The sequence below is a fragment of the Streptococcus infantis genome (assembly GCF_000960085.1).
In the GTDB taxonomy this organism is placed as follows: Bacteria; Bacillota; Bacilli; order Lactobacillales; family Streptococcaceae; genus Streptococcus; species Streptococcus infantis_C.
In genome coordinates, this window is sequence record NZ_JYGT01000007.1 from 263,116 (window position 1) to 288,838 (window position 25,723).

Consider the following 25,723-nt stretch of genomic DNA (forward strand, 5'->3'; position numbering starts at 1 on the left):
AAAGACCTAGGAAGATGTTTTCTAGGTCTTTTATTAATGAAAAAGTGGAGTTAATTACTAACTCCACCTTTTTTTATTTTACATGGTTTGCAAGATCTTCTTGCGCTTTTTTATTAGATTCTTCTTTTTCTTTCTTCCATTTATCTTGAGCTTTTTGATATTCATCAGCAGTTACTGGTTTATCTTGAAGTTCAAGGTACTTGTACAAGAGGGCTTCACTCATACCCTTGTTACCTGAGTATGCAAATGGAAGGGTGAATGGCACCATCTTAGACAACATTGGACGTCCAGTTTGAGAAGTTGTTGGAATAATCAAAGCGCTATCTGTCAACCAAGCTTGGGCAGCGGCATATTTATCATAACGTTTTGAAACATCTGTGACTTCATTGTCAGCTTCAACAACCATCTTTTCGTAATCTTCCAAACCAACTTGTTTGGCAGCGGCGTTGTTTGTACCAGCATCAAATCCTAGATAAGTTTTAGTATTTTCACCAACAGATGGTTTGATGATATCAAGGTAAGTAGATGGGTCAATGTAGTCTGGTGACCAACCAACGTTATCTGAGAGATCCCAATCTTCTCCAGCAGCTGTTTCAGCAAAGTAGGTAACATTTAAGACTTCATCTTTTTGAAGTTGTTGAATGTCAATGACAACATTGTCAGTTCCTAATGTTGCTTCAAGTGATTGTTTTAACGATTGAACACGTTGTACTTTTGTAGTACTTGTTTGGTCAACTGGCATATCCAAGTGAATTGGGAATTGAACACCCTCTGCTTGGAGAGCTGTCTTAGCTTTAGCAAATTCTGCTTTCGCTTTTTCAGGATTGTAAAGACCATCTTGAGCGTCATCTAGATTGACATCTTTCCACTCATCACCATAGGTTACCAATTTTTCTTTAACTAAGTCACCAAAGTTTTTACCATCAACTTGAACAAATGTTGGTGGTACAAACAAGTTACGAAGAAGTTTTGTTGCTCCACTTTCTCCATTTACTTGAGAAGCATAAGCAGTTCTATCAAAACCAAAGGCAAGAGCTTGACGGAAATCTTTGTTAAGGAGAGCTTTTTTAGTTGATGTCTTTTGCTCATCTGTAGTCTTAGAAGTGTACTTGTAAGACTGACGGTCAATATTTGTCCCAACTAAGTAAGTTGAAGAATCTTGAGGTGTATAAACGATGTTGTCTTTAAACTCTTTTTCGAGTTCAGGATAACTTGCACTTGTTGGGAAGAGACGAGCCATTGAAAAGCTTCCATCTTTGAAGTTTTCTGCAAGTTTGTTATTGTCTTGACCATCCCAGAATGATAGTTTTACTTTATCAATATGAACATTGTCCTTATCCCAGTAGTTTGGATTCTTTTCGAATTCTACTGAAGATTTAGCTACCAATGATTTCAACAAGTAAGGACCGTTATAAAGGATACTGCTTGGATCTGTTGCTTTGGCAAAGTCACTTCCTTTTGAAGTAAGAAATTCTTCATTGACCGGTGCAAGAACACCCATGGTTGTCTTAGAGTTCCAGAAGCTTTCTGGTTTATTCAAAGTGTATTGAACTGTCTGATCATCAATTGCCTTGATTCCAACTTCTGAGAAGTCTTTAACTTCACCTTTCACATATGCATCAAGACCTTTAATAGAATCTTGGACGAGATAAAGGGCTTCTGATTTATTGTCAGCTGCATATTTAAGACCTGTTACAAAGTCTTGAGCTTTCACAGCAGCATACTCTTCACCCTCAGAAGTGTACCACTTGGCATCTTTACGGATTGTATAAGTGTAAGTCAAACCATCTTGAGATACTGACCAGTCTTCTGCCATAGATGGCACAAAGTTTCCATAGCGGTCATTTTCCATCAAACCGTCAATGACGTTACTAGTGATATTAGCAGTTGCAGCTTTACCAGTTGTCAAATAGTTGAGGTTGTCTGGGTCAGTTTCATACACGTAAGAAAACGTATTTCCACTTTTTGCGCTCGAACCTGAACAAGCTGCCAAAACACCTGACGCTAACAGAGTCACCCCTGCTAGGGCCATTACTTTTGAAAATTTCATAATAAACTCCTTTATGACTTTTTATACATTATAGTCCCTTTTTCGCCAAGTGTCAATACAATTTTCAGAATTTTTCAAATTGATTTGAAAATATTTTTTCCTATTTCTAACTTTTCAATAAACATCTGATACAAAATTCTTTTTTTGACAATTATCAAATAAATCTTTATGATATAATGAAAGAAGAAAGTTGAAAGGAAATACTATGACAAAAGAAGTTATTGTTGAAAGTTTTGAACTTGACCACACCATTGTTAAAGCACCTTATGTCCGTTTAATCGGAGAAGAAACAGGTCCAAAAGGAGATATCATTTCTAACTTTGATATCCGCTTGGTTCAACCAAATGAGGACTCTATCCCTACTTCTGGACTTCATACCATTGAGCACCTCTTGGCTAAGCTAATCCGTACTCGCATCGACGGTATGATCGATTGTTCACCATTTGGTTGTCGTACAGGGTTCCATATGATTATGTGGGGACGTCATTCTAGCGCTGAAATCGCAGCTGTCATCAAGGATTCACTGAAGGAAATCGCTGAAACAACAACTTGGGAAGATGTCCCAGGAACAACTATTGAATCTTGCGGAAACTACAAGGATCACAGCCTCTTTTCTGCTAAGGAATGGGCAAAATTGATTCTCCAACAAGGAATCTCAGACGATGCCTTTGAACGTCATGTCATCTAATAATAAAAAAGAAACCAGCTTTTGAACTGGTTCCTTTTTTTATTTTCAAAATCTTGATTTAGGCTTTTTCACGAATGACCAAAACACCATCTTCCATGTCAGCTTCTAGGTGTTTAGCATCAAGGTTATCCAAGTGGAAGTCTGTGACTTTGTCACGGATTTGTTGTTCAACCACACGACGGAGTGGACGAACACCCATGACTTCATCGTAGCCTTCTTCAGTCATGTATTCTTTAGCAGCATCACTCACTGCCAAGTCAATTTCTTTCTTAGCAAGTGTCTTATTGACATCAACCAACATCAAATCAACAATTTTAGAAAGATCTTCTTTGCTCAAGTGTGAGAACTCAATCACTGCGTTAAAGCGATTCAAGAATTCTGGACGGAAGTAAGGTTTCAAACGATCCATGAGTTCTGGTTTGTCCGCATCTTCTGTCAAGTTAGCTTCGTAACCAAAGCCTGCGTTTGAAGTTGCGATAATCACCGTATTCTTGAAGTTGACAGTGTTACCTTGACCATCTGTCAAACGACCATCGTCCAAAACTTGGAGGAGAAGGGTGATGACTTGAGGGTCAGCCTTTTCAATCTCATCCAAAAGTACGATTGAGTATGGATTGCGACGGACGCGTTCTGTCAAGGTATTGTTGTTGTCATCGTAACCAACATAACCTGCAGTTGTACCAATCAATTTAGATACGGCTGTACGGTCGCTATATTCTGACATGTCCAAACGGATGATGGCATCTTTAGTACCGAACATATCAAGAGCCAATTGTTTAGCCAACTCAGTTTTACCAACACCAGTAGGTCCTACAAAGAGGAAGCTACCGATTGGACGGTTACCTTCATCAAAACCAGCACGGTTACGACGGATAGCTTTTGCTACTGCCTCAACAGCTTTGTCTTGACCGATAACTTTCGTTTGCAAACGGTGACCCATATCTTTCAATCGTTCGATATCGGTTGCACCCATTTGTGATACTGGGATTCCAGTCATCCGTTCGACAGACTCAGCTACATCATTTACAGTAGCTGTAACCTTGTGATCTTCTGTATGATTAGCAATTTGCTTTTCAAGCTCTTCGATACGGACTTTTGCATTTAGAGCTGCTTCGTAATCTTCTTTAGCCGCAGCTTCTTCTTGTTTAGTTTTTTCCGCTTGAATTTCGTGCTCAACTGCATGTACATCTGTCACTGGGTGTTGTGCTGCCAAGTGAGCAGCTGTCACATCCACAAGGTCAATAGCCTTATCCGGCAAGCTACGTTGTGGAATATATTGAACAGAGTAATCAACGGCAGCTTTCAAGACTTCATCTGGCAAAATAACATTGTGGTGTTGTTGATAAAGATCTCGAATACCTTGAAGAATCTTGAAGGTATCTTCAGCAGATGGAGCATTAACTTTTACTTCATTAAAACGACGAGCAAGGGCTGCATTTTTCAAGATAGTATTACGGTATTCATCTTGAGTAGTTGCGCCAATCACTGTCAATTCTCCACGTGAAAGAGCTGGTTTCAAGATATCAGCAAGACCTTTAGACCCTTGACCATCACCTGTGCTACCAGCACCTAGGATTTGGTGAATTTCGTCGAAGAAAAGGATAATATTTCCAGCTTCTTTGACTTCGTTTACCAAGTTTTGAATGTTTTCTTCAAAGCTACCACGGTATTGAGTACCAGCTTCAAGTCCAGAAATATCAATAGAAATGATCTCTTTGTTCTTGATTGCTGCAGGAACGTCACCGTTCACGATAGCTTGGGCCAATCCTTCTACTACTGCAGTTTTACCAACACCAGCATCACCGACGAGAACCGGATTATTCTTTGTGCGACGAGAAAGAATTTCAGAAGTTTCTTGGATTTCTTTATTACGTCCAATAACCGGATCTAACTTACCTTCACGTGCTTCTGCTGTTAAGTTACGTCCAAGTTTTGCAAGAATCCCATCTTGTTTCATATCTTTACCTTGAACGTACTGAGCTTGTTCACTTCCTTCGCTTGGAAGTTGACCAGTTTGACGGTAAATAGCGAATTCTTCAGGCGTTACTTCACGGCCGTTAATCAAGTAACGACGGTTTTCTGAACTGTATCCACGCATACCACCCATCAATTGGTTAAATAAATCATCCATGTTGTTAAAGTTATTAAAGTTGTTATTCATATTTCATACCTCGTTTGTTTTCAAATTCACTTAGTCAAAATAGTTTGACTTTCTCTGACCTTTGTTTTAAAAAATTTAGACTAGCTATTTGCTACTCTACGTATAATTTCAGGTTTTTCTTTATCCAATACAGTTTTTTCGATTGGACTTCTAAAAATACTAATGTTAACCATAGGTTGTACCTCTTTTCTAGGTTTTACCCATACTTTGATCTTAAGATAGTATATGTAATCACCTTAAAATCAAGGTTTTCTAAGGACTTTCATTATCCTTATGTTCTTAGTATATCACTTTGGTCAGTTTTAGTCAACATATTTGACCAAATTTGACTAATTTTTTTAAAAAAATTTTTATAACAAAAAAACCAGTCAGAGTGACTGGTTTTTGATTTACTATTTATAAATCTTAGCTCAATGCATCATCCATTGAAAGAACTTCGTGGAAGACACGTTGTGTTAATTCAGTTTTTTGTTCCGGAGTAAGGTATTTAGTGTTTACACAGTATCCAGAGATACGTACGATTACGTCTTCACCTGACATGATCTTTTCGTAAACATCGTTCAAGTCCATAACGTTCAAGTTAACGTGTTGTCCACCGTTTTCGAAGTAACCATCAAGGATTGTTACCAAGTTATCAACTTGTTCGTCACGAGTTTTACCAAGAGCACGTGGTGAAACTTGAGTTGTCAATGAGATACCATCAGCTGCATAACCAAAATCAAGGCTAGCAAGTGAGTTCAAGTTTTGCAACCATCCACCTTTAGCTTTGTTAGATGGGTTAGCACCTGGTGAGAAGAATTCAAGTTTAGATAAGTTCACAGAACCATCTTCGTTGAGGTATACACCTTTGTGGACTGGTGAGTTACCAGTTTGTTTAGAGTAAGCAACGTTAGATGTGATTGTCAAAAGTGATACAGTAGCTTCTGCGTCTTTGTAAAGTTTGTGGCTACGTAGACGAGTTGTGTAAGCTTCGATCAACCATTCTGCCAATTCGTTTGAACGTGGGTCATCTTCACCCCAACGTGGGTATTCACCGATTGTTTCGTAATCGTAGATGTAGCCATTTTCGTCACGGATTGGTTTAACTGTAGCGTACTTGATAGCTGACAATGTATCAACAGTGTTAGCAAATCCACAGATACCGAATCCCATGTTAGCACGTTGTTTAGTTGGCAAGAAGGCCATTTGAACAGCTTCGTAGTTGTACTTATCAGTCATGTAGTGGATGATGTTCAAAGCATCTACGTAAGTGTCAGTCAACCAGTCAAGAGATTTTTCAAAGTTTGCTTTAACTGATTCGAATTCAAGAACTTCGTCACGGATTGGTTCGATGTCAAATACTTTATAGTCTTTATGAACATCGTCGTAACCACCGTTCAAACCAGTAAGAAGAGCTTTAAGAACGTTAACGCGAGCACCGAAGTACTGGATGTTGTGACGTTGTTCTTCGTTTTCTGGGTCAAGTGGAGACACACAACATGAGATACAGCTCATTTCACCGTATCCATCTTTAGCCATTGTTGTAACACCTTCGTATTGGATTGAAGAGTGTTTGTGGCTCATGTGCATACAGTAGCGACGGAAGTTGTATGGCAATTTGTCAGTCCAAAGAACTGTCAAGTTTGGTTCTGGAGAGTTACCGATGTTATCAAGAGTGTTCAAGAAACGGTAATCCATTTTAGTAACACGGTGACGACCGTCGTTACCCATACCAGCCATAGAAGTTGTGATGAAGGTTGGGTCACCTGAGTACAATTGGTCATAAGCTTTTGTACGAGCAAATTTAACTGTACGAAGTTTCATAACGAAATCATCAATAAATTCTTGGATTTCTGATTCAGTAAATGTACCACGAGCAAGGTCACGTTCTGCGTAGATATCCAATACGATTGGCACACGTCCTAAAGATGTAGCTGCACCGTTGATAACACGGCAGACAGCCATGAAGGCAATGTTTACCCATTGGATAGCTTCTTTAACGTTCATCGCTGGTTTGCGAACGTCAACTCCGTAAAGATCACCCAAGCGTACAACTTGTTGCAATGCTTGATATTGAAGGTTGATTTCTTCACGAAGACGGATTGTTTCTTCATCGATTTCTTCGATTGAGTTCCAATCGTTTACTTTTTCTTGCATCAAGTAGTCTGCACCGTAAAGAGCAAGACGCGCATAAACACCGATGATGCGTCCACGTGAGTATGCATCTGGAAGACCAGTTACAGTGTGAGCGTGGCGAGCACGACGGATGTTTGAAGTGTAAGCACGGAAGATACCGTCGTTAACAGTTGTTACATATTTTGTAAAAATTTCGTGAACAGCTGGGTCTGGCTCGTATCCATTTTCTTTCAAAGTAGTTTCAGCCATACGGATACCACCTTTTGGCATGAAGTTCAATTTGAAGAGTTCGTCATTTTGGATACCAAAGATAACTTCGTTTTCTTTGTCGATGAATCCTGCAGGGATGTCAGCGATAGACGTTGGACGAGTGTCCATTGGGAAACGAGTTTCTTCGTAGTGTGCTTTAGTTTCTTCTACGATTTTTTTGATGTGAAGTGAACGCTCTGTTGGTCCTGCAAGGAAGCTTTCATCTCCATCATAAGGTGTGTAGTTAGCTTGTACAAAGCGTGATACACTTGCTTTTTCTTTCCAGTCAACACCTTTAAAGCCTTCCCAGGCTTTGTCAAAAATGTCCTGTGCTTCAACAACTGTCTTAACAACCATGTTAATGTCCTCTTTTATCTTTCTAGTAACAGCAATCTGTTACATTCATATATTCAGTATAACACACAGTAAACGATTTCAACAAGTGAAATCACACTTTTTAGACACTTTCTTTTATAATACAGTTGTTATTTCAGTGCAAACTGTAGTATATTTTTGAAAAGTAATTAGCTATTTCCTATTTTTTCAGAAAAAAGGTATAATAAGGCTAGATAAACTACCAAAGAAAGGCCATTTCATGCTGATATTTCCACTGATGAATGATTTATCCCGTAAAATTATCCATATTGACATGGATGCCTTTTTTGCTGCTGTAGAAATTCGTGACAATCCTAAACTTAAAGGCAAACCCGTTATTATTGGTAGCGACCCTAGGAAAACAGGTGGTCGGGGTGTTGTTTCAACCTGTAGTTATGAAGCCAGAGCATTCGGCATTCACTCAGCTATGAGTTCTAAAGAAGCTTATGAACGCTGTCCTCAAGCTATTTTTATTTCTGGGAACTACGAAAAATATACTACTGTTGGCCAACAGATTCGAGCTATTTTTAAACGATATACGGATAAAATTGAACCTATGAGTATCGACGAAGCTTATCTAGATGTAACTGAAAACAAGCTTGGTATCAAATCTGCTGTTAAAATTGCTCGTTTAATTCAGCAGGATATTTGGAATGAATTACAATTAACAGCTTCTGCTGGTGTATCATACAATAAATTTTTAGCTAAAATGGCAAGTGACTATCAAAAACCTCGTGGTTTGACAGTCATTCTTCCTGATGAAGCTGAAGATTTTCTCAAACAAATGGATATTGCTAAATTCCACGGTGTGGGCAAGAAAACAGTTGAAAAACTCCATCAAATGGGTGTATATACGGGTACTGACCTTTTAGAGATCTCTGAAATCACTCTCATTGATCGTTTCGGAAGACTCGGCTTTGATCTATATCGTAAGGCTCGAGGTATAGATAACTCTCCCGTCAAATCGAATCGTATCCGTAAGTCCATCGGTAAGGAAAAAACTTATAGTAAGATTCTAAGTCTAGATGAAGATATTAAAAAAGAGCTAACTCTCCTTTCGGAAAAAGTTGCTCTTAGTCTTCAAAAATATGAAAAAAGTGGTAAGATCGTCATTTTGAAAATCCGCTATGCCGACTTTTCTACTTTGACAAAACGAAAAACACTGAATCAACAAACACAAGACTCTGAAGAAATCGCACAAAGCATTATCCAACTCTACGAAACACTTAGTGATAAAGACAAGGGTGTCCGCTTATTGGGAGTCACTGTGACAGGATTTTAAAAACCTTGAAGGAAATTTCCCTCAAGGTTTTTTCTTATACAAATAATCGAACAAAGCTATAAAGCAACAAGACACTACCAAGAACAATACGGTATTTACCGAAGACTGTGAAGTCGTGTTTTTTTACATAGCCGGTCAAGAAACGAATAGCAACCATGCTGACTGCAAAAGCGACTACCATGGCGACTAGGAGCAAGAAGAATTGACCAAAACTCAATACTTCCCCTGCTTTGATGAATTTAAAAATCTTCAAGGCACTAGCTCCAAACATAACAGGAATTCCTAGATAGAAGGTGAATTCTGTCACCACTGAACGACTGGTTCCATTTAACAAACCACCGACGATAGTCGCACCTGAACGGCTAGTTCCTGGTAAAAGAGCCAAGACTTGGAAAAGACCAATATAGAGGGCTGTTTTATAAGGCAACTTATCTAGCTCAGTTACTGTTGGCTCAATTGCTTGTGCTTTGTTGCGTTTTTCAAGATAAATGAAAGCAACCCCATAAACTATCAACATAATGGCTACTGAAACCATATTATGGAAGTGAGTATCAAACCAATCATCAAACTTAAAGACTAGAAGAAGAGGGAGAGTCGCAACAAATACTTTAGACCATAATTGCCAAGTTCTACGAACTTGAACTTTATCCTTACCTGGTTTGAAAGGATTAAGTTTGTTAAAGTAGATAACCATGACGGCTAGGATAGCACCCAGTTGAATGACTACGTTAAACATAGACATGAAGGCTTCATTTTGATCTTTATACTGGATAAACTCTTCTGCCAAAATTAAGTGACCAGTACTCGAAATCGGCAACCATTCCGTAATTCCTTCAACAATACCAAAAAAGATAGATTTTAAAATTTCAATAAGATACATAGATAACTCCTTTTTCTATCCTCCATTATATCATACTTTTAAAGGCTGTGTTTAGTTTTCTTTAGAAAGCACCAACACTTCCTCCGCCACCACCGCCTGAGAAACCTCCACCAGAGCTACCGCTTCCGGATGATACAGAAAAAGTACTTGCTGTATTTGCGATGGTTGCATAATGGCTCATTTGCGCTGTTGAATGATAAAACATACTATGCCAGCCATAGACTACATAGAGATTGATATCTGGATTTTCCACTTGAATATGATGAACCTTCATCAAATGACTGACCTTGTCCGCATAGCCAAATAAGGTTGCATAGACCAAGAGGCGATTCCAGACTACAATACTTTCCAATTCAACCTGATCCAATCGCGCAATCTCACGCAACATATTTTCAAAACTGGTCCAGAGATAGTAGACTTCTGCTCCCGCTTCATTTAGAACACCATCACGATTATCTAGCCGAAGCTTCCAATAATAGAAAACAGCCAAAACTAATCCTAGAAAACCAAGAATTGGCAAGGGGAGGTAAAGATAGCCATGAACATCCAAACTGTACAAGAACAAACCAAATCCTATAAATAGGGGCAAGATAGTGGAGATACCCATACTCACTTGCAAGACCTTTTCCCCGCTAGTCAAGGGGCGATAATAATCTGGTAGCCCCCAGAAGGAAACTCGATTTCTCACCCCTTCTTGCATCTGTTTTAATGCTCTTTCAAAAGAATATTTGAGCTGACACCCCTTTGCTTGAATACGTTTTTCATCAGCAGCTTTTGCTCCACGGTAAAGACTCTCAGAGACCTTATAATCCGCAAACAAATTTGAAAGAGCTGCTTCTTTTTTGTTTGAAAAGGCCAGATTTATACAGTCTTTCTCAAAGTTTGACAAACCATCTTCTTTTACCAGCCTCAAGCCAACTGCATCTCCTTCTGAAATAATAGAAACATTCCCACGGTCAATCACATCTAGCAAAGTAGCTTGAATGAGTTGATCAAAGGTGAATTTGCCTGCTCCTTTGATTAGAGGACTCACTTCCTCCAAAGAGGTCGAGTAAACTGCTTCTGATAAAACCATAGGTTCTAATTCCATTGGTGGTTCATAGAGACGATGATTTTTGGCATATTTGACTGAAGGTCCTGTCTTTCTTTTATAAATAAAATAGAAGCAGATACTCAATAACAAGGAAAGAGACAAAATCAAAGGAAACACCCAAGTTACTATATATTTACTCTGCTCTTTTTCTCTAACAATCGAGTCTTCTATCTTATTAAACTCTTCTAAACGATTCCCTTTCAAGTTCTGATCCGTAGCGCTAGCAAAATCAGTTCGAGGCCAGTAGGCATGCAACTCAACTCCGCGCTTAGACGGAAGATTGTCTAAACGAATAGTATATTCATGACCACTCTGTTTAATCCTTCCCTCTCTATAGAGTTGCCCTGTGTGAAAAAAGAGTTTTTCAGCCCCCTTCTCTCCACTTACGTGAAACTCAAACTTTTCAATAGATTCTGAACTATCTGTTAAGGGTTGCCAATTTAATTCAGCGATATCATCATATAGGAAAAGAAGATTTTTCAATTGCCAGGTAAGTTCCACTTCGACCCTGTCCCCTTCCTGACCTGGATTATAGACCTTAACAGTATAACCATTCGTTTCTTCTGTCACTTCGCTAGTAAGATTTTCGATTTTATGACTATTTTTAAAGGCCTCAACCTTTGGCTGAGGAACAATTTCAAATCCACTAGGCATCTTCCCTGCACGACCAATCCCCACGATTTGGCCATTAAAATCCTCCTCGAACTGGTAAACTATCTTCTGCCTAAATTCCGCTGTATTATCTGCATGAATATACAGTTCTCCTTTATAGGATGGAATGCTAAAATCCACGGCAAAAACCATTTTGGGAACAATTATCAGACAAGTAAATATGAGTACTATTAACCATCTTTTTTTCATAATATAGCCTCTTTTGACCTTTTTTTCATTATATCATTTTTTTCCAAGTAAGGGTTTACTTGTATTGAAAATCTCACCATTTTTAGATACAATAGAGGGAGCCATTTTTAGACTAGAAATAGGAGAAAACATGAAAAAACTATGCTTAACTATCCTTGCTAGCCTAGCCCTTACTTTAGGACTAGTTAGTCAGGTCCAAGCCGATGAATATTTACGCATCGGAATGGAGGCAGCTTACGCACCTTTTAACTGGACTCAGGATGATGACAGTAATGGTGCTGTCAAAATCGATGGAACCAACCAATATGCCAATGGTTACGATGTTCAAATCGCTAAAAAGATTGCAAAGGACCTAGGCAAAGAGCCCTTAGTTGTTAAAACCAAGTGGGAAGGACTTGTTCCAGCTCTGACCTCTGGCAAGATCGATATGATTATTGCAGGTATGAGCCCAACCGCTGAACGTAAGCAAGAAATTGCCTTCTCAAGTAGTTACTATACCAGTGAACCAGTACTTTTAGTCAAAAAAGATTCAGCCTATGCAAACGCCAAAACACTAGATGACTTTAAAGATGCAAAAATCACTTCTCAACAAGGTGTTTACCTTTATGACTTAATTTCACAAATCCCAGGTGCTCAGAAAGAAACTGCTATGGGTGATTTTGCGCAAATGCGACAAGCTCTTGAAGCTGGTGTCATTGATGCTTACGTTTCTGAACGTCCTGAAGCCCTAACTGCCGAATCAGCAAACGCTAAGTTCAAAATGATTCAGCCTGAACCTGGTTTTAAAACTGGTGAAGAAGATACATCTATCGCTATTGGACTTCGTAAAGATGATGACCGTATCAGCCAAATCAATGCCAGTATTGAAACCATTTCTAAAGATGAACAAGTTGCGCTCATGGATCGTATGATTAAAGAGCAACCAGCAGAATCTACAACAACAGAAGAAAGCAACAGTAATTTCTTTGGCCAAGTCGCTAAAATTCTGACTGAAAACTGGCAACAACTCTTGCGTGGTGCTGGTATTACCCTTCTCATTTCAATTATCGGTACCATAGTTGGTCTCGCTATCGGTCTTGCTATCGGTGTCTTCCGTACTGCACCTCTATCTGAAAACCAATCTATCTTTGGTATCCAAAAACTAATCGGTTGGATTCTCAATATCTATATTGAAATTTTCCGCGGAACACCTATGATTGTACAATCAATGGTTATCTACTATGGAACTGCCCAAGCTTTCGGAATCAATCTTGACCGTACACTGGCTGCTATCTTTATCGTTTCTATCAACACTGGTGCCTACATGACAGAAATCGTCCGTGGTGGTATTCTAGCTGTTGACAAGGGACAATTTGAAGCGGCGACTGCACTTGGAATGACCCACAATCAAACTATGCGTAAGATTGTCCTACCACAGGTCGTCCGCAACATCCTACCTGCAACTGGTAATGAATTTGTCATCAACATCAAGGATACATCTGTATTGAACGTTATCTCTGTTGTAGAACTTTACTTCTCAGGAAATACGGTGGCAACACAAACCTACCAATACTTCCAAACCTTTACTATCATCGCAGTTATCTACTTTGTCCTCACCTTTACAGTAACGCGTATCCTACGCTATATCGAAAAACGGATGGATATGGATACCTACACAACAGGAGCTAACCAAATGCAAACGGAGGATTTGAAATAATGAATCAACCCATTCTTGAAATCAAACACCTCAAAAAATCCTATGGACAAAACGAGGTCCTAAAAGACATCTCCCTCACTATTCATAAAGGAGAAGTGATTTCTATCATCGGAAGTTCCGGTAGTGGTAAATCAACCTTCCTACGTTCTATCAACCTCCTCGAAACCCCAACTGAAGGTGAAATTCTTTATCACGGTGAAAACGTCCTTGAAAAAGGGTATAACCTTACTCACTATCGCGAAAAACTAGGAATGGTCTTCCAGTCCTTTAATCTTTTTGAAAATCTCAATGTTCTCGAAAATACAATCGTTGCCCAAACAACTGTACTCAAACGTGAACGCTCAGAAGCAGAGAAAATCGCAAAAGAAAACCTTGAGAAGGTTGGTATGGGAGAACGTTTCTGGCAAGCTAAACCAAAGCAACTTTCTGGTGGTCAAAAGCAACGTGTAGCTATTGCTCGCGCTCTTTCTATGAACCCTGATGCCATTCTCTTTGACGAGCCTACATCAGCCCTCGACCCTGAAATGGTCGGTGAAGTTCTTAAAATCATGCAAGAACTAGCTCAGGAAGGATTGACTATGATTGTAGTAACCCACGAAATGGAATTTGCTCGCGATGTATCAAACCGTGTTATCTTTATGGATAAGGGAGTTATTGCAGAAGAAGGCAAACCTGAAGATCTATTTACCAACCCTAAAGAAGAACGCACCAGAGAATTTTTACAACGCTATCTTGGATAATCAAAAAAGACTGCAACCTGCAGTCTTTTTATATTTCCTAAAATGAAAAGGCAAGTTCTTTTCGAACCTGCCTATATCCAAAGACTAATCTTCAAATTTTTCATGATTTTTGTCGTAGAAATCAATTAAGCCGAGGGCTGTTTCAAAGGAAATATTTTTAACTTTTGCACGTCCTTGAGCTAAAGCAATGATAGACATTTCACGTGCATTTGTTTCCTTAGAAATACGATACCCTGTGATTTTTTTATCACGAACCCAGCTAACAACTGATTCTACTTTTTCAAAGTTAGACTTAGCCATGTTATTCTCCTATTTTTTTCTTTGCGCTATTTCATTCTATATGTTTTTATAGTGTTTGTCAATAAAAACGCATACATACACTGAATTAAAGCGCTCAGAACACAATTATTTGGCTTTTAAAGCCGATAATATATGGGTCCGTATATCTTCAACTCCATTAGGATTTGCTGGCAAGAATATAGTATTATTTCCTTGTTTGTCTGCAAAATTATTCAATGTGTCTAAATACTGATTGGTTAATAGGATTGACATAATTTGTTCTTCAGTTAATTCGACATTAGCTCCTTTTAACTCTTTAATAGAATCAGCAAGTCCATCAACAATTGCTTTCCGCTGCTCTGCGATCCCCACACCATGGAGACGATCTTTTTCTGCCTCAGCTTCTGCCGCTGTAACGATCTTAATTTTGTCTGCTTCAGCCAATTCTTGAGCGGCCACTCTCTTACGTTGAGCGGCATTGATTTCGTTCATTGATTGTTTGACTTCTGCATCCGGCTCAACTTTGGTAATGAGTGTCTTAACGATAATATACCCATACGTTGACATTTCTTCCGCTACTTGTTTTTGAACTTCTAATGCAATTTCATCTTTTTTCTCAAACAATTCATCCAAAGTTAATCTAGGAACAGATGAGCGTAATGCATCTTCAATATAAGATTTAATTTGAGCTTCCGGTCTCATCAATTTATAGTAAGCATCTGTAACGTTTTGCTCATTTACACGGTATTGAGTTGCGACATTCATGGTCACAAAAACGTTATCTTGGGTTTTGGTTTCAACCACGATTTCACTTTGTAAAAGGCGTAGCTGTACACGAGCTGCAATTTTGTCAATGCCAAATGGTGCTCGCAGATGAATACCACTATTACTTAACTTTTGATATTTACCAAATCGTTCGATAATGGCAACAGATTGTTGACGAACGACATAAACAGAACTTACTAGAGTAACTCCCACAATAAGCATTAGAATTAATAGAACAAGTATAACTGGTAAAACCATGGGAATCTCCCCCTTTCTTCACTTACATTATAGCACTCACATATAGGTTAGGCAAATAATATGATAAAAATTTTATAGGATATTAAACAAGCATATTATATAGGGTTTCGTTCCCATTTAAGTTAATATAAGACGGGTCGAATTTTTCCATTCGATGAATCAAACCCGCATAATCGTGCTTATCCGCTAGAGCTACACCAATCAAAACAGGTCCAGTTCCCTTGCTAGCACGTTTGATATACTCAAAACGTGTGATATCATCATTCGGTCCCAAGATATCATTTACAAACTCTCGAAGGGCTCCAGGACGTTGCGGGAAATTCACTACAAAATAATGCTTGATGCCATCGTAAATCAAGGCACGTTCTTCCATCTCCGGCATACGGTTGATGTCATTATTTCCTCCAGAAATAATACAACAAATGGTCTTACCTTTTATATAATCTGACAGTACTTCCAGAGCCGCCACACTAGCAGCACCAGCAGGTTCTGCTACGATACCTTGTTTAGAGTAGAGATCAATTAAGGTTTCAGAAATCAAACCTTCATCCACTCCTATAAGAGTTTCTACATGTTTACGCGTTGTCTCATAGGTCAACTGTCCAACCTTCTGCACAGCAATCCCATCCGCAAATTTATCGATTTCCTTGAGTTTGACTGGTCCTCCAGCTTCAAATGCAGCCTTCATGGAGCGAGCTCCTTCGGCCTCTACCCCAATAATCTCAATCTGAGGATTTGTTTCTTTAATATAAGTAGAAACACCTGAAATAAGGCCTCCACCTCCTACAGGCACCAAAACAGTATCAAAATCAATGGATTCTTTGCGTGCTTCTTCTAAAATCTCGTAGGCAACAGTTCCTTGTCCTGCTTGAACATGGGAATCATCAAAGGGATCGATAAAAGTACGATTTTCAGCGACTGTAAACTCTTGAGCTGCCTTGGCTGACGCATCAAAGGTATCTCCTACCAATTTAATGGTTACAAAATCACCACCAAAGAAACGAACCTGACCAATTTTCTGTTGAGGTGTTGTAATTGGCATAAAGATAGTTGCAGGAATCTTCATCTCATTACATGTGTAAGCAACTCCTTGGGCGTGATTTCCCGCTGAAGCACACACTACACCACGTTCACGTTCTTCCTTGGTCAATTGAGAAATCGCATAATAAGCACCACGAATCTTAAATGACCGAACACGTTGAGCATTTTCTTTCTTGAGATAAATTTTAGCTCCGTATTTCTCTGATAAGTAATGATCATATTCTAACGGTGTATTGACTACTACACCACTCAATACTTTATGGGCTTTTACCACATCTTTTGCACTAAGCATAATCTTCTCCTTAATTCGTTTTCAAGATAAAAAGCGGGTTAGGTACCCCCAACTCGCCTTCTATCTTTATTCTCAAAAATTAGTTGTAGATTTTGAATGCGTCATCGTCGTTTTTACCAACAAATGGCATTGCTTTACGCAATTCTGCACCAACCTTTTCAATTTCAAGGTTAGCAGCTTGTTCACGGTAAGTAGTCAATTTTGGACGACCAGCTTTGTAGTCGTTCACAAAGTCGTTGGCAAATTTACCATTTTGGATATCAGCAAGAACGGCTTTCATGTTTTCTTTGACTTGTTCAGTGATCACACGTGGACCTGAAACGTAGTCACCGTATTCAGCTGTGTTAGAGATTGATTGACGCATTTTCTTGAATCCACCTTCGTAGATCAAGTCAACGATCAATTTCATTTCGTGAAGCACTTCGAAGTAAGCCAATTCTGGAGCATAACCAGCTTCAGTCAAGACTTCAAAACCAGCTTCGATAAGGGCAGTTAAACCACCACAAAGAACTGCTTGTTCACCAAACAAATCTTCTTCAGTTTCTTCTTTGTATGTTGTTTCAAGAAGACCTACACGAGCTGCACCAACACCTTTACACCAGTCCATAGCGATGTCTTTAGCATTTCCTGTAGCATCTTGGTATACAGCGTAAAGCGCTGGAACACCAAATCCTTCTTCGTAAGTACGACGTACCAAGTGTCCTGGTCCTTTAGGTGCACACATGAAGACATCAACATCTGCAGGAACTTTGATGAATTCGAAGTGGATGTTGAAACCATGGGCAAAACCAACAGCATTTCCAGCTTCCAAGTTTGGAGCAATTTCTGCTTCATACAATTCTTGTTGGATTTCATCTGGTGCCAAGATCATGATAACATCAGCCAATTTAGTTGCTTCTGCTACTGTGTAAGTGTCAAAACCATCTTCTTTAGCTTTATCAAAAGATTTACCTGGACGAACACCGATAATCACATCGTGACCTGAATCACGCAAGTTTTGAGCGTGCGCATGTCCTTGTGAACCATAACCGATAACGGCGATTTTTTTACCATCAAGTGCTGCTACTTTTACATCTTTTTCGTATTCCATTTGAACTGCCATAGTTTTTCTCTCTTTTCTATTTTTATTGCCTGTTAGGCTAGATTAACAAATTTAGGTTGGGTTCTTAATCACGGGTAAATCCAGTTGCACCCGTACGAGCAATATTCTTGATACCGTATGGTCGAATGACACGAATCAAAGCTTCACTCTTTTCTGCATTTCCCGTCATCTGAACGGTAATGGAGCTTGGAGCTACATCGACCACTGTTGCACGGAAAGGTTGAATGATTGCCAGAATTTCTGCTCGCTTCTCAGCTGGTGCAGCAATCTTAACCAAGATAACTTCTCGCTCTAGGTGAGGTTTATCAGTGATATCACGAACACGGATAACATCGACCTGACGGTTAAGTTGTTTGATAATTTGCTCCACTTCATCATTCGATGCGACATCAATGATAATAGTAATTCGTGATACATTAGGATTCTCCGTTGCACCCACAGAAATACTTTCGATATTAACTTGACGTCTCGACAAGACTCCTGTAAAGCGATTAAGAACACCTGAACGGTTTTGAAGTTTGGCTGTTAACATTCTACGCATTAAACTTCACCCCCAACATCTCATGATTACTCTTACCAGCTGGTACCATCGGTAAGACATGCTCTTTACGAGAAATATCTACTTCGATGAACATTGGTACATCCTCTTTGATGACTTCCAAATCCTTCTCTAAGGTTTCAGGATTGTCAAATTTATAATTTTTAATCCCATACGCCTGCGCCATTAATTGGAAATCAGGGAGGCTATCAAAGACCGACTCTGATGTTCGTCCTTCATAGAAGGCTTCTTGCCATTGACGAACCATCCCAAGCGAGTGGTTATTGAGCATGATGACTTTGATTGGAATATTATAGATATTTAAGATTGCCAATTCTTGGTTGGTCATCTGGAAACCACCGTCACCAACAAAGAGGACAACCTCTTTATCTGGATTAGCAATTTTTGCTCCGATGGCTGCAGGAACTCCGAATCCCATGGTTCCTAGACCACCTGAGGTTACCAATTGACGCTCGTTTTGGTAAGGATAGTATTGAGCTGTCCACATTTGGTGTTGGCCAACGTCTGTTACAACAATGGCATCCCCCTTGGTCAACTCACCGATGCGTTCAATGACTGCTTGCGGTTGGACGACCCGTTCCTTCTTATCATAAGAACGGACACGATTCTTATCTTTTGTAACTTTTTCAACCCATTTTTCAGTATTGTTATGAACAACTGGTTCAGCAAGTAATTGTTGCAGAGCTTTTTTCGCATCCCCAACAACTGGGATATCGACTGCAATAATTTTACCAATTTCTGCAGGATCAATATCAATATGCGCTACTTTAGCCTTCTTAGCAAAAGTCTTAGGATTTCCAGTTAAACGGTCATCAAAACGGCAACCAATAGAAATCATAAAATCAGCCTCAGTCATTGCGATATTAGCTGCAAAGGAACCATGCATTCCACCCATTCCCAAAAATAGTGGATGACTTGTTGCAATTGTCCCCTGTCCCAAAAGACTGGTAACAACAGGAATTTGATAACGCTCTGCAAATTCATTTAACTCCGCAGCAGCTTCAGCATAACTAATACCACCACCAGCTAGTAAAACAGGTTTTTTAGCCTTAGAGAGTTGTTTCAAGATTTTCTTGATTTGCATCTCATTAGGCTCAAGAGTTGGTTGATAACTTGGTAAATCTATTTCTGATGAATAGACGAAGTCCGTTTCAAGAGCAGAAACATCTTTTGGTAAGTCAATAACAACTGGACCTGGTCGACCCGTAGTCGCAATGTGCACAGCCTCTGTAATTACACGTGGAATATCCGCTGTTTCTCGAACCTGGTAGTTGTACTTGGTAATCGGCATGGTAATTCCGACAATATCTGCCTCTTGGAAAGCATCCTTACCGATTCCCGCTCTTGCCACTTGTCCTGTGAAAACCAAAAGGGGAACACTGTCGCTCATAGCATCTGCAATACCCGTAATGGCATTTGTAGCTCCCGGTCCACTTGTGACGACTGCAACACCAAGTTTTCCTGTTGACTTAGCATAACCTTCAGCTTCATGAAGACATCCTTGTTCATGGCGACCTAAAATATGACGAATGCCTTTAAAATTATAAATAGCATCATATAAAGGCAATACCGCCCCGCCTGGATAACCAAAAATCGTATCGATTCCTAGGTCACGGAGCGTTTCCAAAACGAGTTCTGAACCTGACTTTGGTGAATCTAAAATGATTTTCTCCATCGTTCCCCTTTCTCTTCTCAATAAAATGACTTGTTTCTATAATACCATTTTTTCAAAAATTTTCAAGACAAAAGAAACAATTTTCTGAATTTTCTATCTAGATACTTTACAATATCAAATTGATTAGAAAAATAATACGTATTCTTACCTTTTTTATAGAAAAAAAGGTTGAGACTTAATTGCCTTCAACCTTTTTGTTTATTACTAATTAAAGTGAGTTAACGTCAACCTTGATACCAACACCTTGAGTAGTTGTGATTGTCAAGCTTGTTACGTAAGTTCCTTTAGCAGTAGCTGGTTTAGCTTTTTGGATTGTTTCGTTGAATGCTTTGAAGTTTTCAACCAACTTGTCAGCTTCAAATGAAACTTTACCGATGATAGCTTGTACGATACCTGCACGGTCAGCACGGTAAGTGATTTTACCACCTTTAGACTCTTCAACTGCTTTAGCAACATCCATTGTTACAGTACCAGTTTTAGGGTTCGGCATCAAGTTACGTGGTCCAAGGACACGTCCAAGACGTCCAACAAGAGCCATCATGTCAGGTGTAGCGATAACTACGTCGAAGTCCAACCAACCGTCGTTGATTTTAGCAACAAGGTCGTCTTCACCAACGAAGTCTGCACCAGCAGCTTTAGCTTCTTCAGCTTTTGCACCACGTGCAAATACAAGAACGCGAGATGTTTTACCAGTACCGTTTGGCAATACCATTGCTCCACGGATTTGTTGGTCAGCTTTTTTCACGTCGATGTTCAAGTTGTAAGCAACTTCTACAGTTGCATCAAATTTTGCAAAGTTAGTTTCTTTTGCAAGAGCTACAGCTTCTTCTACGCTGTATGCTTTTGTGCTGTCGATTTTCTCAAGAGCAGCACGAAGTTGTTTGCTTTTTTTAGCCATTTTCTATTCTCCTTGTAAGTGGTTCAATCGATTTTCATCTCCCACGTCACTTCTCGAAATGATGAAGTCTTGCGGGTTATATAGGGAAGTTATTGATTAGTCAACAACTGTGAATCCCATAGAACGAGCAGTACCTTCGATCATACGCATTGCAGACTCAATGTTTGCTGCGTTCAAATCTGGCATCTTAGTTTCTGCAATTTCTTGTACTTGTGCACGAGTAACTGTAGCAACCTTAGTTTTGTTAGGTGTACCTGATCCTTTTTCAACACCTGCAGCTTTTTTCAAAAGAACAGCAGCTGGTGGTGTCTTAGTGATGAAAGTAAATGATTTATCTTCGTATACTGAGATAACAACTGGAATAATCATACCAGCTTGATCAGCTGTACGAGCGTTGAACTCTTTTGTGAATCCCATGATGTTGATACCAGCTTGACCAAGAGCAGGTCCAACTGGTGGAGCTGGTGTAGCTTTACCAGCAGGGATTTGCAATTTTACAAGTTTTTCGACTTTTTTAGCCATTTTTAAATCCTCCTTTGTGGTTTTGGCGGTAATTTAGAGATTTTTACCTCCCACAAGTATGTTTTACACATACCCATCTATTATACACTATTCTGTCTAAAATTCAAGTAGGAAAAATCAATTTTTTTGAGATTTTTTTCGTTTAAATGCTTATCTAAAATCTATATGTTTTTTAAACCGTTTACTTTAAGAAACAGTTTTTTCACGTCAAAAAAGCACTCTATTTGAGTGCTTCCTATCATTACTTCTGCTTGCCTTTAAAACGCCATTGGAAACGGAGTTTGTCATAAAATGGAAATTCAATAAATAGAACCCCTAGGCCAACACAAAGACTGGCAAGAACATCTGATGGATAATGAACTCCCAGATAGACTCTGGATACTAGTACACTCAATAAATAGAATCCTAGTAAGACTTGGACGATTCTTTTCCAAAGCTTGTCTTTAATCCTTTGACTGAAAATCACAATCAAAGTTCCTACCATAATCGTTACTGCCAGAGAATGTCCGCTAGGGAACGAAAAACCTTTTTCTTCTACCAAGTGTAGAATTTCTGGCCGTGGTCTTTGGTAGATATTCTTAAAGGTCACAATCAAGAGTCCAGCCAAAGTCAGATTACCCAACATGAGAAAACTTTCCAGTTTCCACTGCTTACGATAGAAAATAAAAGCCACAAGTAAGACCCAAGTGATAATGATCGGGATATCAATTAGATGCGTGATTGCTCTAAAAAGCAAGGTTAGAAATTCAGGCAAGTCTCCTCGAATCGCTGTCTGAATCGGTTGATCAAAGTTGACCAACATTTCAGGGTAGAACTTTACCATATAACCAATAATCACAAAAAGTAAAAGGGCGAAAGAGCCCTTTGTGAAATATGTTTGTTTATCTTTCATAGTATTTCAAGGTTGGTTTCAATAGGACAAATAATAACCAGAATGAGAGGGCAAAGATGACGCCTTCAATCAAATTGAATGGTAAAACCATTGCCAACAAGTAATTACTTAGCCCTAGAATATTTTCAATATCAAAATTAGCAAATTTTGCGTACAAAGGAACAGCATAAACATAGTTTAACACTAGCATTGCCAGAGTCATACTAATCACACCAATTAGGGAAGCTAGGGCAAAACGAATGGCTGTTCGTTCTTTTTTCCAAATCAAACCAAAGGCAATTACAAAGACTCCTAGTGCAACAATATTCATTGGCAAACCTATATAGGTACTAACTCCTTGATTGTTCAGAAAGATTTTCAGCAAAGAACGAAGCAAGAGAACTCCTAAAGCCGCTGGTAAATCCAAGACTACCAATCCCACAAGAACTGGTAAGATACTAAACTCAATCCTCAAGAAGGCTGCCGCTGGTAAAAGCGGAAAGTCAAAGTACATCAACACAAATGAAAGTGCCGATAAAATTGCAATGGTCGAAAGTCGACGTGTGTTTGTCATAACAGGTTCCTCCAATTTTCTATAAAATCAGAAGAAGTTGGAAAGTTTCTCCCTATCTACTCTCTTTCCTATCTCAAAAAACAACCTAAGTTTATAACAAAACTGGTTCTTTTCTATTATATACTGAAACAGAATAGACAAAGCCATCCTTTCGTCTTCTCCCATCCAGACTATACTGTCGGTTGTGGAATTTCACCACATCAGCTTGCGCTCGCGGACTTCTTTTACTAGCTATTTTGGATTAATCTAGGCGTCGCAGTCGAAGATAATACTAAAGTATATCGAGACAAGACAACGACGAGTAAGCCAAAATAGCTAATAAAAGTCACCGCCGGTCGGGAATTTCACCCAGCCCTGAAGACCCTCTAATGATAACAAAAAAAGCTTGCAAGCGCAAGCATTTTATCTCTCATCAGTGTTTATTTCAACTTATCAGTTTCGTAGGTATGAACCAGTTCGAGACCCACAAAGTTTTGTTGACGAAGGGCCTCATAGACAATCATACAGACTGTATTGGAAACATTTAGGCTACGAACATGTTCATCATTCATAGGAATTCTAAGAGCTTTTTCAGGATGTTTACGCATATATTCCTCAGGCAAACCCTTATCTTCACGACCAAAGAGAAAATAATGATTCCCTTCTGTTGTGAAATCTGCATCTGAATAGACCTTTTCTGCAAACTTGGAAATCAAGTAGAGTTGTCCATTCATTTTGCTCATAAATTCATCTAGACTATCATAGAAATAAATATCAAGTTTGTCCCAATAGTCCAGCCCAGCTCGCTTCATTTTACGGTCGTCAATAGGAAAGCCCATAGGCTTGATAATATGAAGGGGCGCATTCGTCGCCGCACAGGTTCGTGCAATATTTCCCGTATTTTGTGGAATTTGTGGTTCAAACAATACAATATGATTGGCCATGCCTTGCTTCCTCTCACTAGTGCAAAAAAATAGCCACACTGCCCGGAGTCAAGCTCAGCAAACAGCGTGGTTAAGGCATCGTTAACTTACCTCACAACAGGTTTGAAGTAAATCAGCGAAACTACTTTTTTAGTATAACACTTTCAGCCTGATTGTCAATAGAAATGACTTGATTTTTTCATTTTTTTTACAAGCATATTTACAAAAGTTAAAATTTCAACTTTCAGCAAGCAATATCATAGAATTTACATAAATTAAGAATTTTCGGAACAAGTTTTTTCATAAACATATGATGTTTAAAGCAAAATATTTATTCGAATTCCCCTAATCCCTTTATTAAACAAGGAAACAGTCGGTTGTTGAGTGCATTTTTTTCTAAAAAAAGGTATGATAGAGACATATTGAAAAAGTAGGTTAACTAACTATGAAGATTATTCTTGTCGGAGGGGGAAAAGTAGGTTCTGCCCTCTGTCGTTCACTGGTTGCTGACAACCATGATGTTGTCTTAATTGAACAGAACGAAACTGTTCTAAAATACTTGACCAGCCGTTTTGATATTATGGGAATCGCAGGTAACGGAGCTGACTTTGCTATGTTAGAAGCAGCCAATGTTCAAGATTGTGATATTTTCATTGCCATGACTCAATACGACGAAGTCAATATGGTTTCGGCTGTTTTAGCCAAAAAAATGGGAGCTAAAGAAACTATTGTTCGTGTCCGCAATCCTGAATATTCCAATCCCTATTTCAAAGAAAAAAATATTCTTGGATTTTCACTCATTGTAAACCCAGAACTCCTAGCAGCTCGTGCTATCGCCAACATTATAGACTTCCCTAATGCTCTTTCTGTTGAGCGTTTTGCAGGTGGATTAGTCAGCTTAATGGAATTCAAGGTACGAAATTTCAGTAATATTTGTCAGATGTCTATTGCTGATTTCCGTAAAAAGTTTGGTAATGTTATTGTCTGTGCTATCGAACGTGACCACAAACTCATGATTCCTAGTGGAGATATGATTTTAGAAGATAAAGACCGTATCTTTGTGACAGGAAGTCGTGTCGATATGATGCTCTTCCACAACTATATCAAATCTCGAGTTGTTAAGAGTTTACTCATCATAGGAGCTGGGAAAATTGCTTACTATCTCTTAGGTATGTTAAAAGACAGTCGTATCGATACCAAGGTTATTGAGGTCAATCCTGAAAGAGCTGCCTTTTTCAGCGAAAAATTCCCTAAACTCTATATAGTCCAAGGTGATGGAACAACTAAGGACACCCTCTTAGAAGAAAGTGCACAAAACTATGATGCTGTTGCCACTTTGACAGGAGTCGACGAGGAAAATATCATTACCTCTATGTTCTTGGATAACATAGGTGTTCAGAAAAATATTACTAAGGTAAACCGAACAAGCCTATTGGAAATCATTCATGCGACAGATTTCTCAAGTATCATCACCCCTAAAACAATCGCTGTTGATACCATTATGCACTTTATCCATGGTCGTGTAAATGCGCAATATTCTGACCTTCAAGCTATGCACCATCTAGCAAATGGACAGGTAGAAACTCTTCAATTCCTGATCAAGGAAGCCAATAAAATGACTGGCAAGCCTTTATCTCAATTGAAGCTCAAAAAGGATGTCTTGATTGCTGCTATTATCCGCAATGGAAAAACGATCTTCCCAACAGGAGAAGACACACTCCAAGTCGGTGATAAGCTTGTGGTTATCACTTTGCTATCAAACATCACCAAGATTTATGATTTGTTAGAGAGGTAA

21 protein-coding genes and 1 riboswitch are annotated in these 25,723 nt (G+C 39.0%); of the genes, 5 read left to right on the forward strand and 16 right to left on the reverse strand.

Features of this window, described 5'->3' with window-relative positions; translation table 11 throughout:
- Nucleotides 1–73: 73 nt before the first annotated feature.
- Nucleotides 74–2,050, reverse strand: coding sequence for a peptide ABC transporter substrate-binding protein (locus TZ94_RS03980; RefSeq protein WP_045614381.1), 1,977 nt, complete (start codon nt 2,048–2,050; stop codon nt 74–76).
- A 205-nt stretch (nt 2,051–2,255) separates the two neighbouring features.
- Between TZ94_RS03980 and TZ94_RS03985 the strand changes: the two genes are divergently transcribed.
- Nucleotides 2,256–2,738, forward strand: a complete 483-nt coding sequence (locus tag TZ94_RS03985) for an S-ribosylhomocysteine lyase (protein WP_045614382.1) — start codon at nt 2,256–2,258, stop codon at nt 2,736–2,738.
- Between the two features lie 58 nt (nt 2,739–2,796).
- Here TZ94_RS03985 and TZ94_RS03990 read toward each other — a convergent pair whose 3' ends face one another.
- The gene (locus tag TZ94_RS03990) at nt 2,797–4,899 is read right to left on the reverse strand and encodes an AAA family ATPase (RefSeq protein ID WP_045614384.1); all 2,103 of its coding nucleotides are present in this window, start codon (nt 4,897–4,899) and stop codon (nt 2,797–2,799) included.
- 405 nt (nt 4,900–5,304) lie between these two features.
- Nucleotides 5,305–7,620: a formate C-acetyltransferase gene (gene pflB / locus TZ94_RS03995; protein ID WP_004251975.1), complete on the reverse strand. Its 2,316-nt coding sequence runs from the start codon at nt 7,618–7,620 to the stop codon at nt 5,305–5,307.
- 238 nt (nt 7,621–7,858) lie between these two features.
- Here pflB and dinB point away from each other — a divergent pair, with 238 nt between their 5' ends.
- Complete coding sequence (dinB, locus tag TZ94_RS04000; RefSeq protein ID WP_004251973.1) at nt 7,859–8,920, forward strand: DNA polymerase IV; 1,062 nt, start codon at nt 7,859–7,861, stop codon at nt 8,918–8,920.
- A gap of 34 nt (nt 8,921–8,954) precedes the next feature.
- Here dinB and TZ94_RS04005 read toward each other — a convergent pair whose 3' ends face one another.
- Complete coding sequence (locus TZ94_RS04005) at nt 8,955–9,800, reverse strand: undecaprenyl-diphosphate phosphatase (RefSeq protein WP_045614387.1); 846 nt, start codon at nt 9,798–9,800, stop codon at nt 8,955–8,957.
- A gap of 61 nt (nt 9,801–9,861) precedes the next feature.
- Entirely contained in the window at nt 9,862–11,754 is a 1,893-nt protein-coding gene (locus TZ94_RS04010) for a DUF2207 domain-containing protein (protein ID WP_045614389.1), read from the reverse strand.
- A 130-nt stretch (nt 11,755–11,884) separates the two neighbouring features.
- Between TZ94_RS04010 and TZ94_RS04015 the strand changes: the two genes are divergently transcribed.
- Both TZ94_RS04015 and TZ94_RS04020 read left to right on the forward strand, forming a co-directional pair.
- Nucleotides 11,885–13,450 (forward strand): ABC transporter substrate-binding protein/permease, encoded by a 1,566-nt coding sequence (locus TZ94_RS04015; protein ID WP_045614392.1) that lies wholly within the window; start codon nt 11,885–11,887, stop codon nt 13,448–13,450.
- Nucleotides 13,450–14,190: an amino acid ABC transporter ATP-binding protein gene (locus tag TZ94_RS04020; RefSeq protein ID WP_045614395.1), complete on the forward strand. Its 741-nt coding sequence runs from the start codon at nt 13,450–13,452 to the stop codon at nt 14,188–14,190. The genes TZ94_RS04015 and TZ94_RS04020 overlap by 1 nt, the downstream gene beginning before the upstream one ends.
- Nucleotides 14,191–14,274: 84 nt before the next feature.
- Here the strand turns inward: TZ94_RS04020 and TZ94_RS04025 are convergent, their stop codons facing one another.
- The 11 genes from TZ94_RS04025 to TZ94_RS04075 form a co-directional block, all read right to left on the reverse strand.
- Nucleotides 14,275–14,490 carry a hypothetical protein gene (locus TZ94_RS04025; protein ID WP_002893653.1) on the reverse strand — a complete coding sequence of 72 codons (216 nt, stop codon included), beginning with the start codon at nt 14,488–14,490 and terminating at the stop codon, nt 14,275–14,277.
- A 105-nt stretch (nt 14,491–14,595) separates the two neighbouring features.
- The gene (locus TZ94_RS04030; RefSeq protein WP_045614399.1) at nt 14,596–15,492 is read right to left on the reverse strand and encodes an SPFH domain-containing protein; all 897 of its coding nucleotides are present in this window, start codon (nt 15,490–15,492) and stop codon (nt 14,596–14,598) included.
- A gap of 82 nt (nt 15,493–15,574) precedes the next feature.
- Complete coding sequence (ilvA, locus tag TZ94_RS04035; protein ID WP_045614402.1) at nt 15,575–16,825, reverse strand: threonine ammonia-lyase IlvA; 1,251 nt, start codon at nt 16,823–16,825, stop codon at nt 15,575–15,577.
- Nucleotides 16,826–16,904: 79 nt separating this feature from the next.
- The gene (gene ilvC, locus TZ94_RS04040) at nt 16,905–17,927 is read right to left on the reverse strand and encodes a ketol-acid reductoisomerase (protein WP_045614405.1); all 1,023 of its coding nucleotides are present in this window, start codon (nt 17,925–17,927) and stop codon (nt 16,905–16,907) included.
- Between the two features lie 64 nt (nt 17,928–17,991).
- Nucleotides 17,992–18,468, reverse strand: a complete 477-nt coding sequence (ilvN, locus tag TZ94_RS04045; protein WP_006150351.1) for an acetolactate synthase small subunit — start codon at nt 18,466–18,468, stop codon at nt 17,992–17,994.
- Nucleotides 18,461–20,161, reverse strand: coding sequence for an acetolactate synthase large subunit (locus TZ94_RS04050; protein ID WP_045614408.1), 1,701 nt, complete (start codon nt 20,159–20,161; stop codon nt 18,461–18,463). Before TZ94_RS04050 ends, ilvN begins: the two co-directional genes overlap by 8 nt.
- Before the next feature lie 208 nt (nt 20,162–20,369).
- Nucleotides 20,370–21,059, reverse strand: a complete 690-nt coding sequence (gene rplA, locus TZ94_RS04055; protein WP_045614410.1) for a 50S ribosomal protein L1 — start codon at nt 21,057–21,059, stop codon at nt 20,370–20,372.
- Between the two features lie 96 nt (nt 21,060–21,155).
- Nucleotides 21,156–21,581: a 50S ribosomal protein L11 gene (rplK, locus tag TZ94_RS04060; RefSeq protein WP_001085806.1), complete on the reverse strand. Its 426-nt coding sequence runs from the start codon at nt 21,579–21,581 to the stop codon at nt 21,156–21,158.
- Between the two features lie 241 nt (nt 21,582–21,822).
- Nucleotides 21,823–22,473, reverse strand: a complete 651-nt coding sequence (locus tag TZ94_RS04065) for a phosphatase PAP2 family protein (protein WP_045614411.1) — start codon at nt 22,471–22,473, stop codon at nt 21,823–21,825.
- Nucleotides 22,463–23,026, reverse strand: a complete 564-nt coding sequence (locus TZ94_RS04070; RefSeq protein WP_045614413.1) for an ECF transporter S component — start codon at nt 23,024–23,026, stop codon at nt 22,463–22,465. Before TZ94_RS04070 ends, TZ94_RS04065 begins: the two co-directional genes overlap by 11 nt.
- 149 nt (nt 23,027–23,175) lie before the next feature.
- Nucleotides 23,176–23,392, reverse strand: a riboswitch (FMN riboswitch).
- A 53-nt stretch (nt 23,393–23,445) separates the two neighbouring features.
- A complete protein-coding gene (locus TZ94_RS04075) occupies nt 23,446–23,949 on the reverse strand; it encodes a tRNA (cytidine(34)-2'-O)-methyltransferase (RefSeq protein ID WP_045614415.1) in 504 nt (167 codons plus the stop codon).
- 424 nt (nt 23,950–24,373) lie between these two features.
- Here TZ94_RS04075 and trkA point away from each other — a divergent pair, with 424 nt between their 5' ends.
- On the forward strand, nt 24,374–25,723 hold the full coding sequence (trkA, locus tag TZ94_RS04080) for a Trk system potassium transporter TrkA (RefSeq protein WP_045614417.1): 1,350 nt from the start codon (nt 24,374–24,376) through the stop codon (nt 25,721–25,723).

Coding starts and splice junctions, on each gene's coding strand:
- TZ94_RS04070 (WP_045614413.1), bottom strand. CDS start 23,026: ATGACAAACACACGTCGACTTTCGACCATTGCAATTTTATCGGCACTT.
- TZ94_RS04050 (WP_045614408.1), bottom strand. CDS start 20,161: ATGGAGAAAATCATTTTAGATTCACCAAAGTCAGGTTCAGAACTCGTT.
- TZ94_RS04015 (WP_045614392.1), top strand. CDS start 11,885: ATGAAAAAACTATGCTTAACTATCCTTGCTAGCCTAGCCCTTACTTTA.
- trkA (WP_045614417.1), top strand. CDS start 24,374: ATGAAGATTATTCTTGTCGGAGGGGGAAAAGTAGGTTCTGCCCTCTGT.
- TZ94_RS04025 (WP_002893653.1), bottom strand. CDS start 14,490: ATGGCTAAGTCTAACTTTGAAAAAGTAGAATCAGTTGTTAGCTGGGTT.
- dinB (WP_004251973.1), top strand. CDS start 7,859: ATGCTGATATTTCCACTGATGAATGATTTATCCCGTAAAATTATCCAT.
- ilvN (WP_006150351.1), bottom strand. CDS start 18,468: ATGCGTAGAATGTTAACAGCCAAACTTCAAAACCGTTCAGGTGTTCTT.
- pflB (WP_004251975.1), bottom strand. CDS start 7,620: ATGGTTGTTAAGACAGTTGTTGAAGCACAGGACATTTTTGACAAAGCC.
- TZ94_RS03985 (WP_045614382.1), top strand. CDS start 2,256: ATGACAAAAGAAGTTATTGTTGAAAGTTTTGAACTTGACCACACCATT.
- TZ94_RS03990 (WP_045614384.1), bottom strand. CDS start 4,899: ATGAATAACAACTTTAATAACTTTAACAACATGGATGATTTATTTAAC.
- rplK (WP_001085806.1), bottom strand. CDS start 21,581: ATGGCTAAAAAAGTCGAAAAACTTGTAAAATTGCAAATCCCTGCTGGT.
- TZ94_RS04075 (WP_045614415.1), bottom strand. CDS start 23,949: ATGGCCAATCATATTGTATTGTTTGAACCACAAATTCCACAAAATACG.
- TZ94_RS04020 (WP_045614395.1), top strand. CDS start 13,450: ATGAATCAACCCATTCTTGAAATCAAACACCTCAAAAAATCCTATGGA.
- ilvA (WP_045614402.1), bottom strand. CDS start 16,825: ATGCTTAGTGCAAAAGATGTGGTAAAAGCCCATAAAGTATTGAGTGGT.
- rplA (WP_045614410.1), bottom strand. CDS start 21,059: ATGGCTAAAAAAAGCAAACAACTTCGTGCTGCTCTTGAGAAAATCGAC.
- ilvC (WP_045614405.1), bottom strand. CDS start 17,927: ATGGCAGTTCAAATGGAATACGAAAAAGATGTAAAAGTAGCAGCACTT.
- TZ94_RS04030 (WP_045614399.1), bottom strand. CDS start 15,492: ATGGTTTTACCAGTTATACTTGTTCTATTAATTCTAATGCTTATTGTG.
- TZ94_RS04010 (WP_045614389.1), bottom strand. CDS start 11,754: ATGAAAAAAAGATGGTTAATAGTACTCATATTTACTTGTCTGATAATT.
- TZ94_RS04005 (WP_045614387.1), bottom strand. CDS start 9,800: ATGTATCTTATTGAAATTTTAAAATCTATCTTTTTTGGTATTGTTGAA.
- TZ94_RS03980 (WP_045614381.1), bottom strand. CDS start 2,050: ATGAAATTTTCAAAAGTAATGGCCCTAGCAGGGGTGACTCTGTTAGCG.
- TZ94_RS04065 (WP_045614411.1), bottom strand. CDS start 22,473: ATGAAAGATAAACAAACATATTTCACAAAGGGCTCTTTCGCCCTTTTA.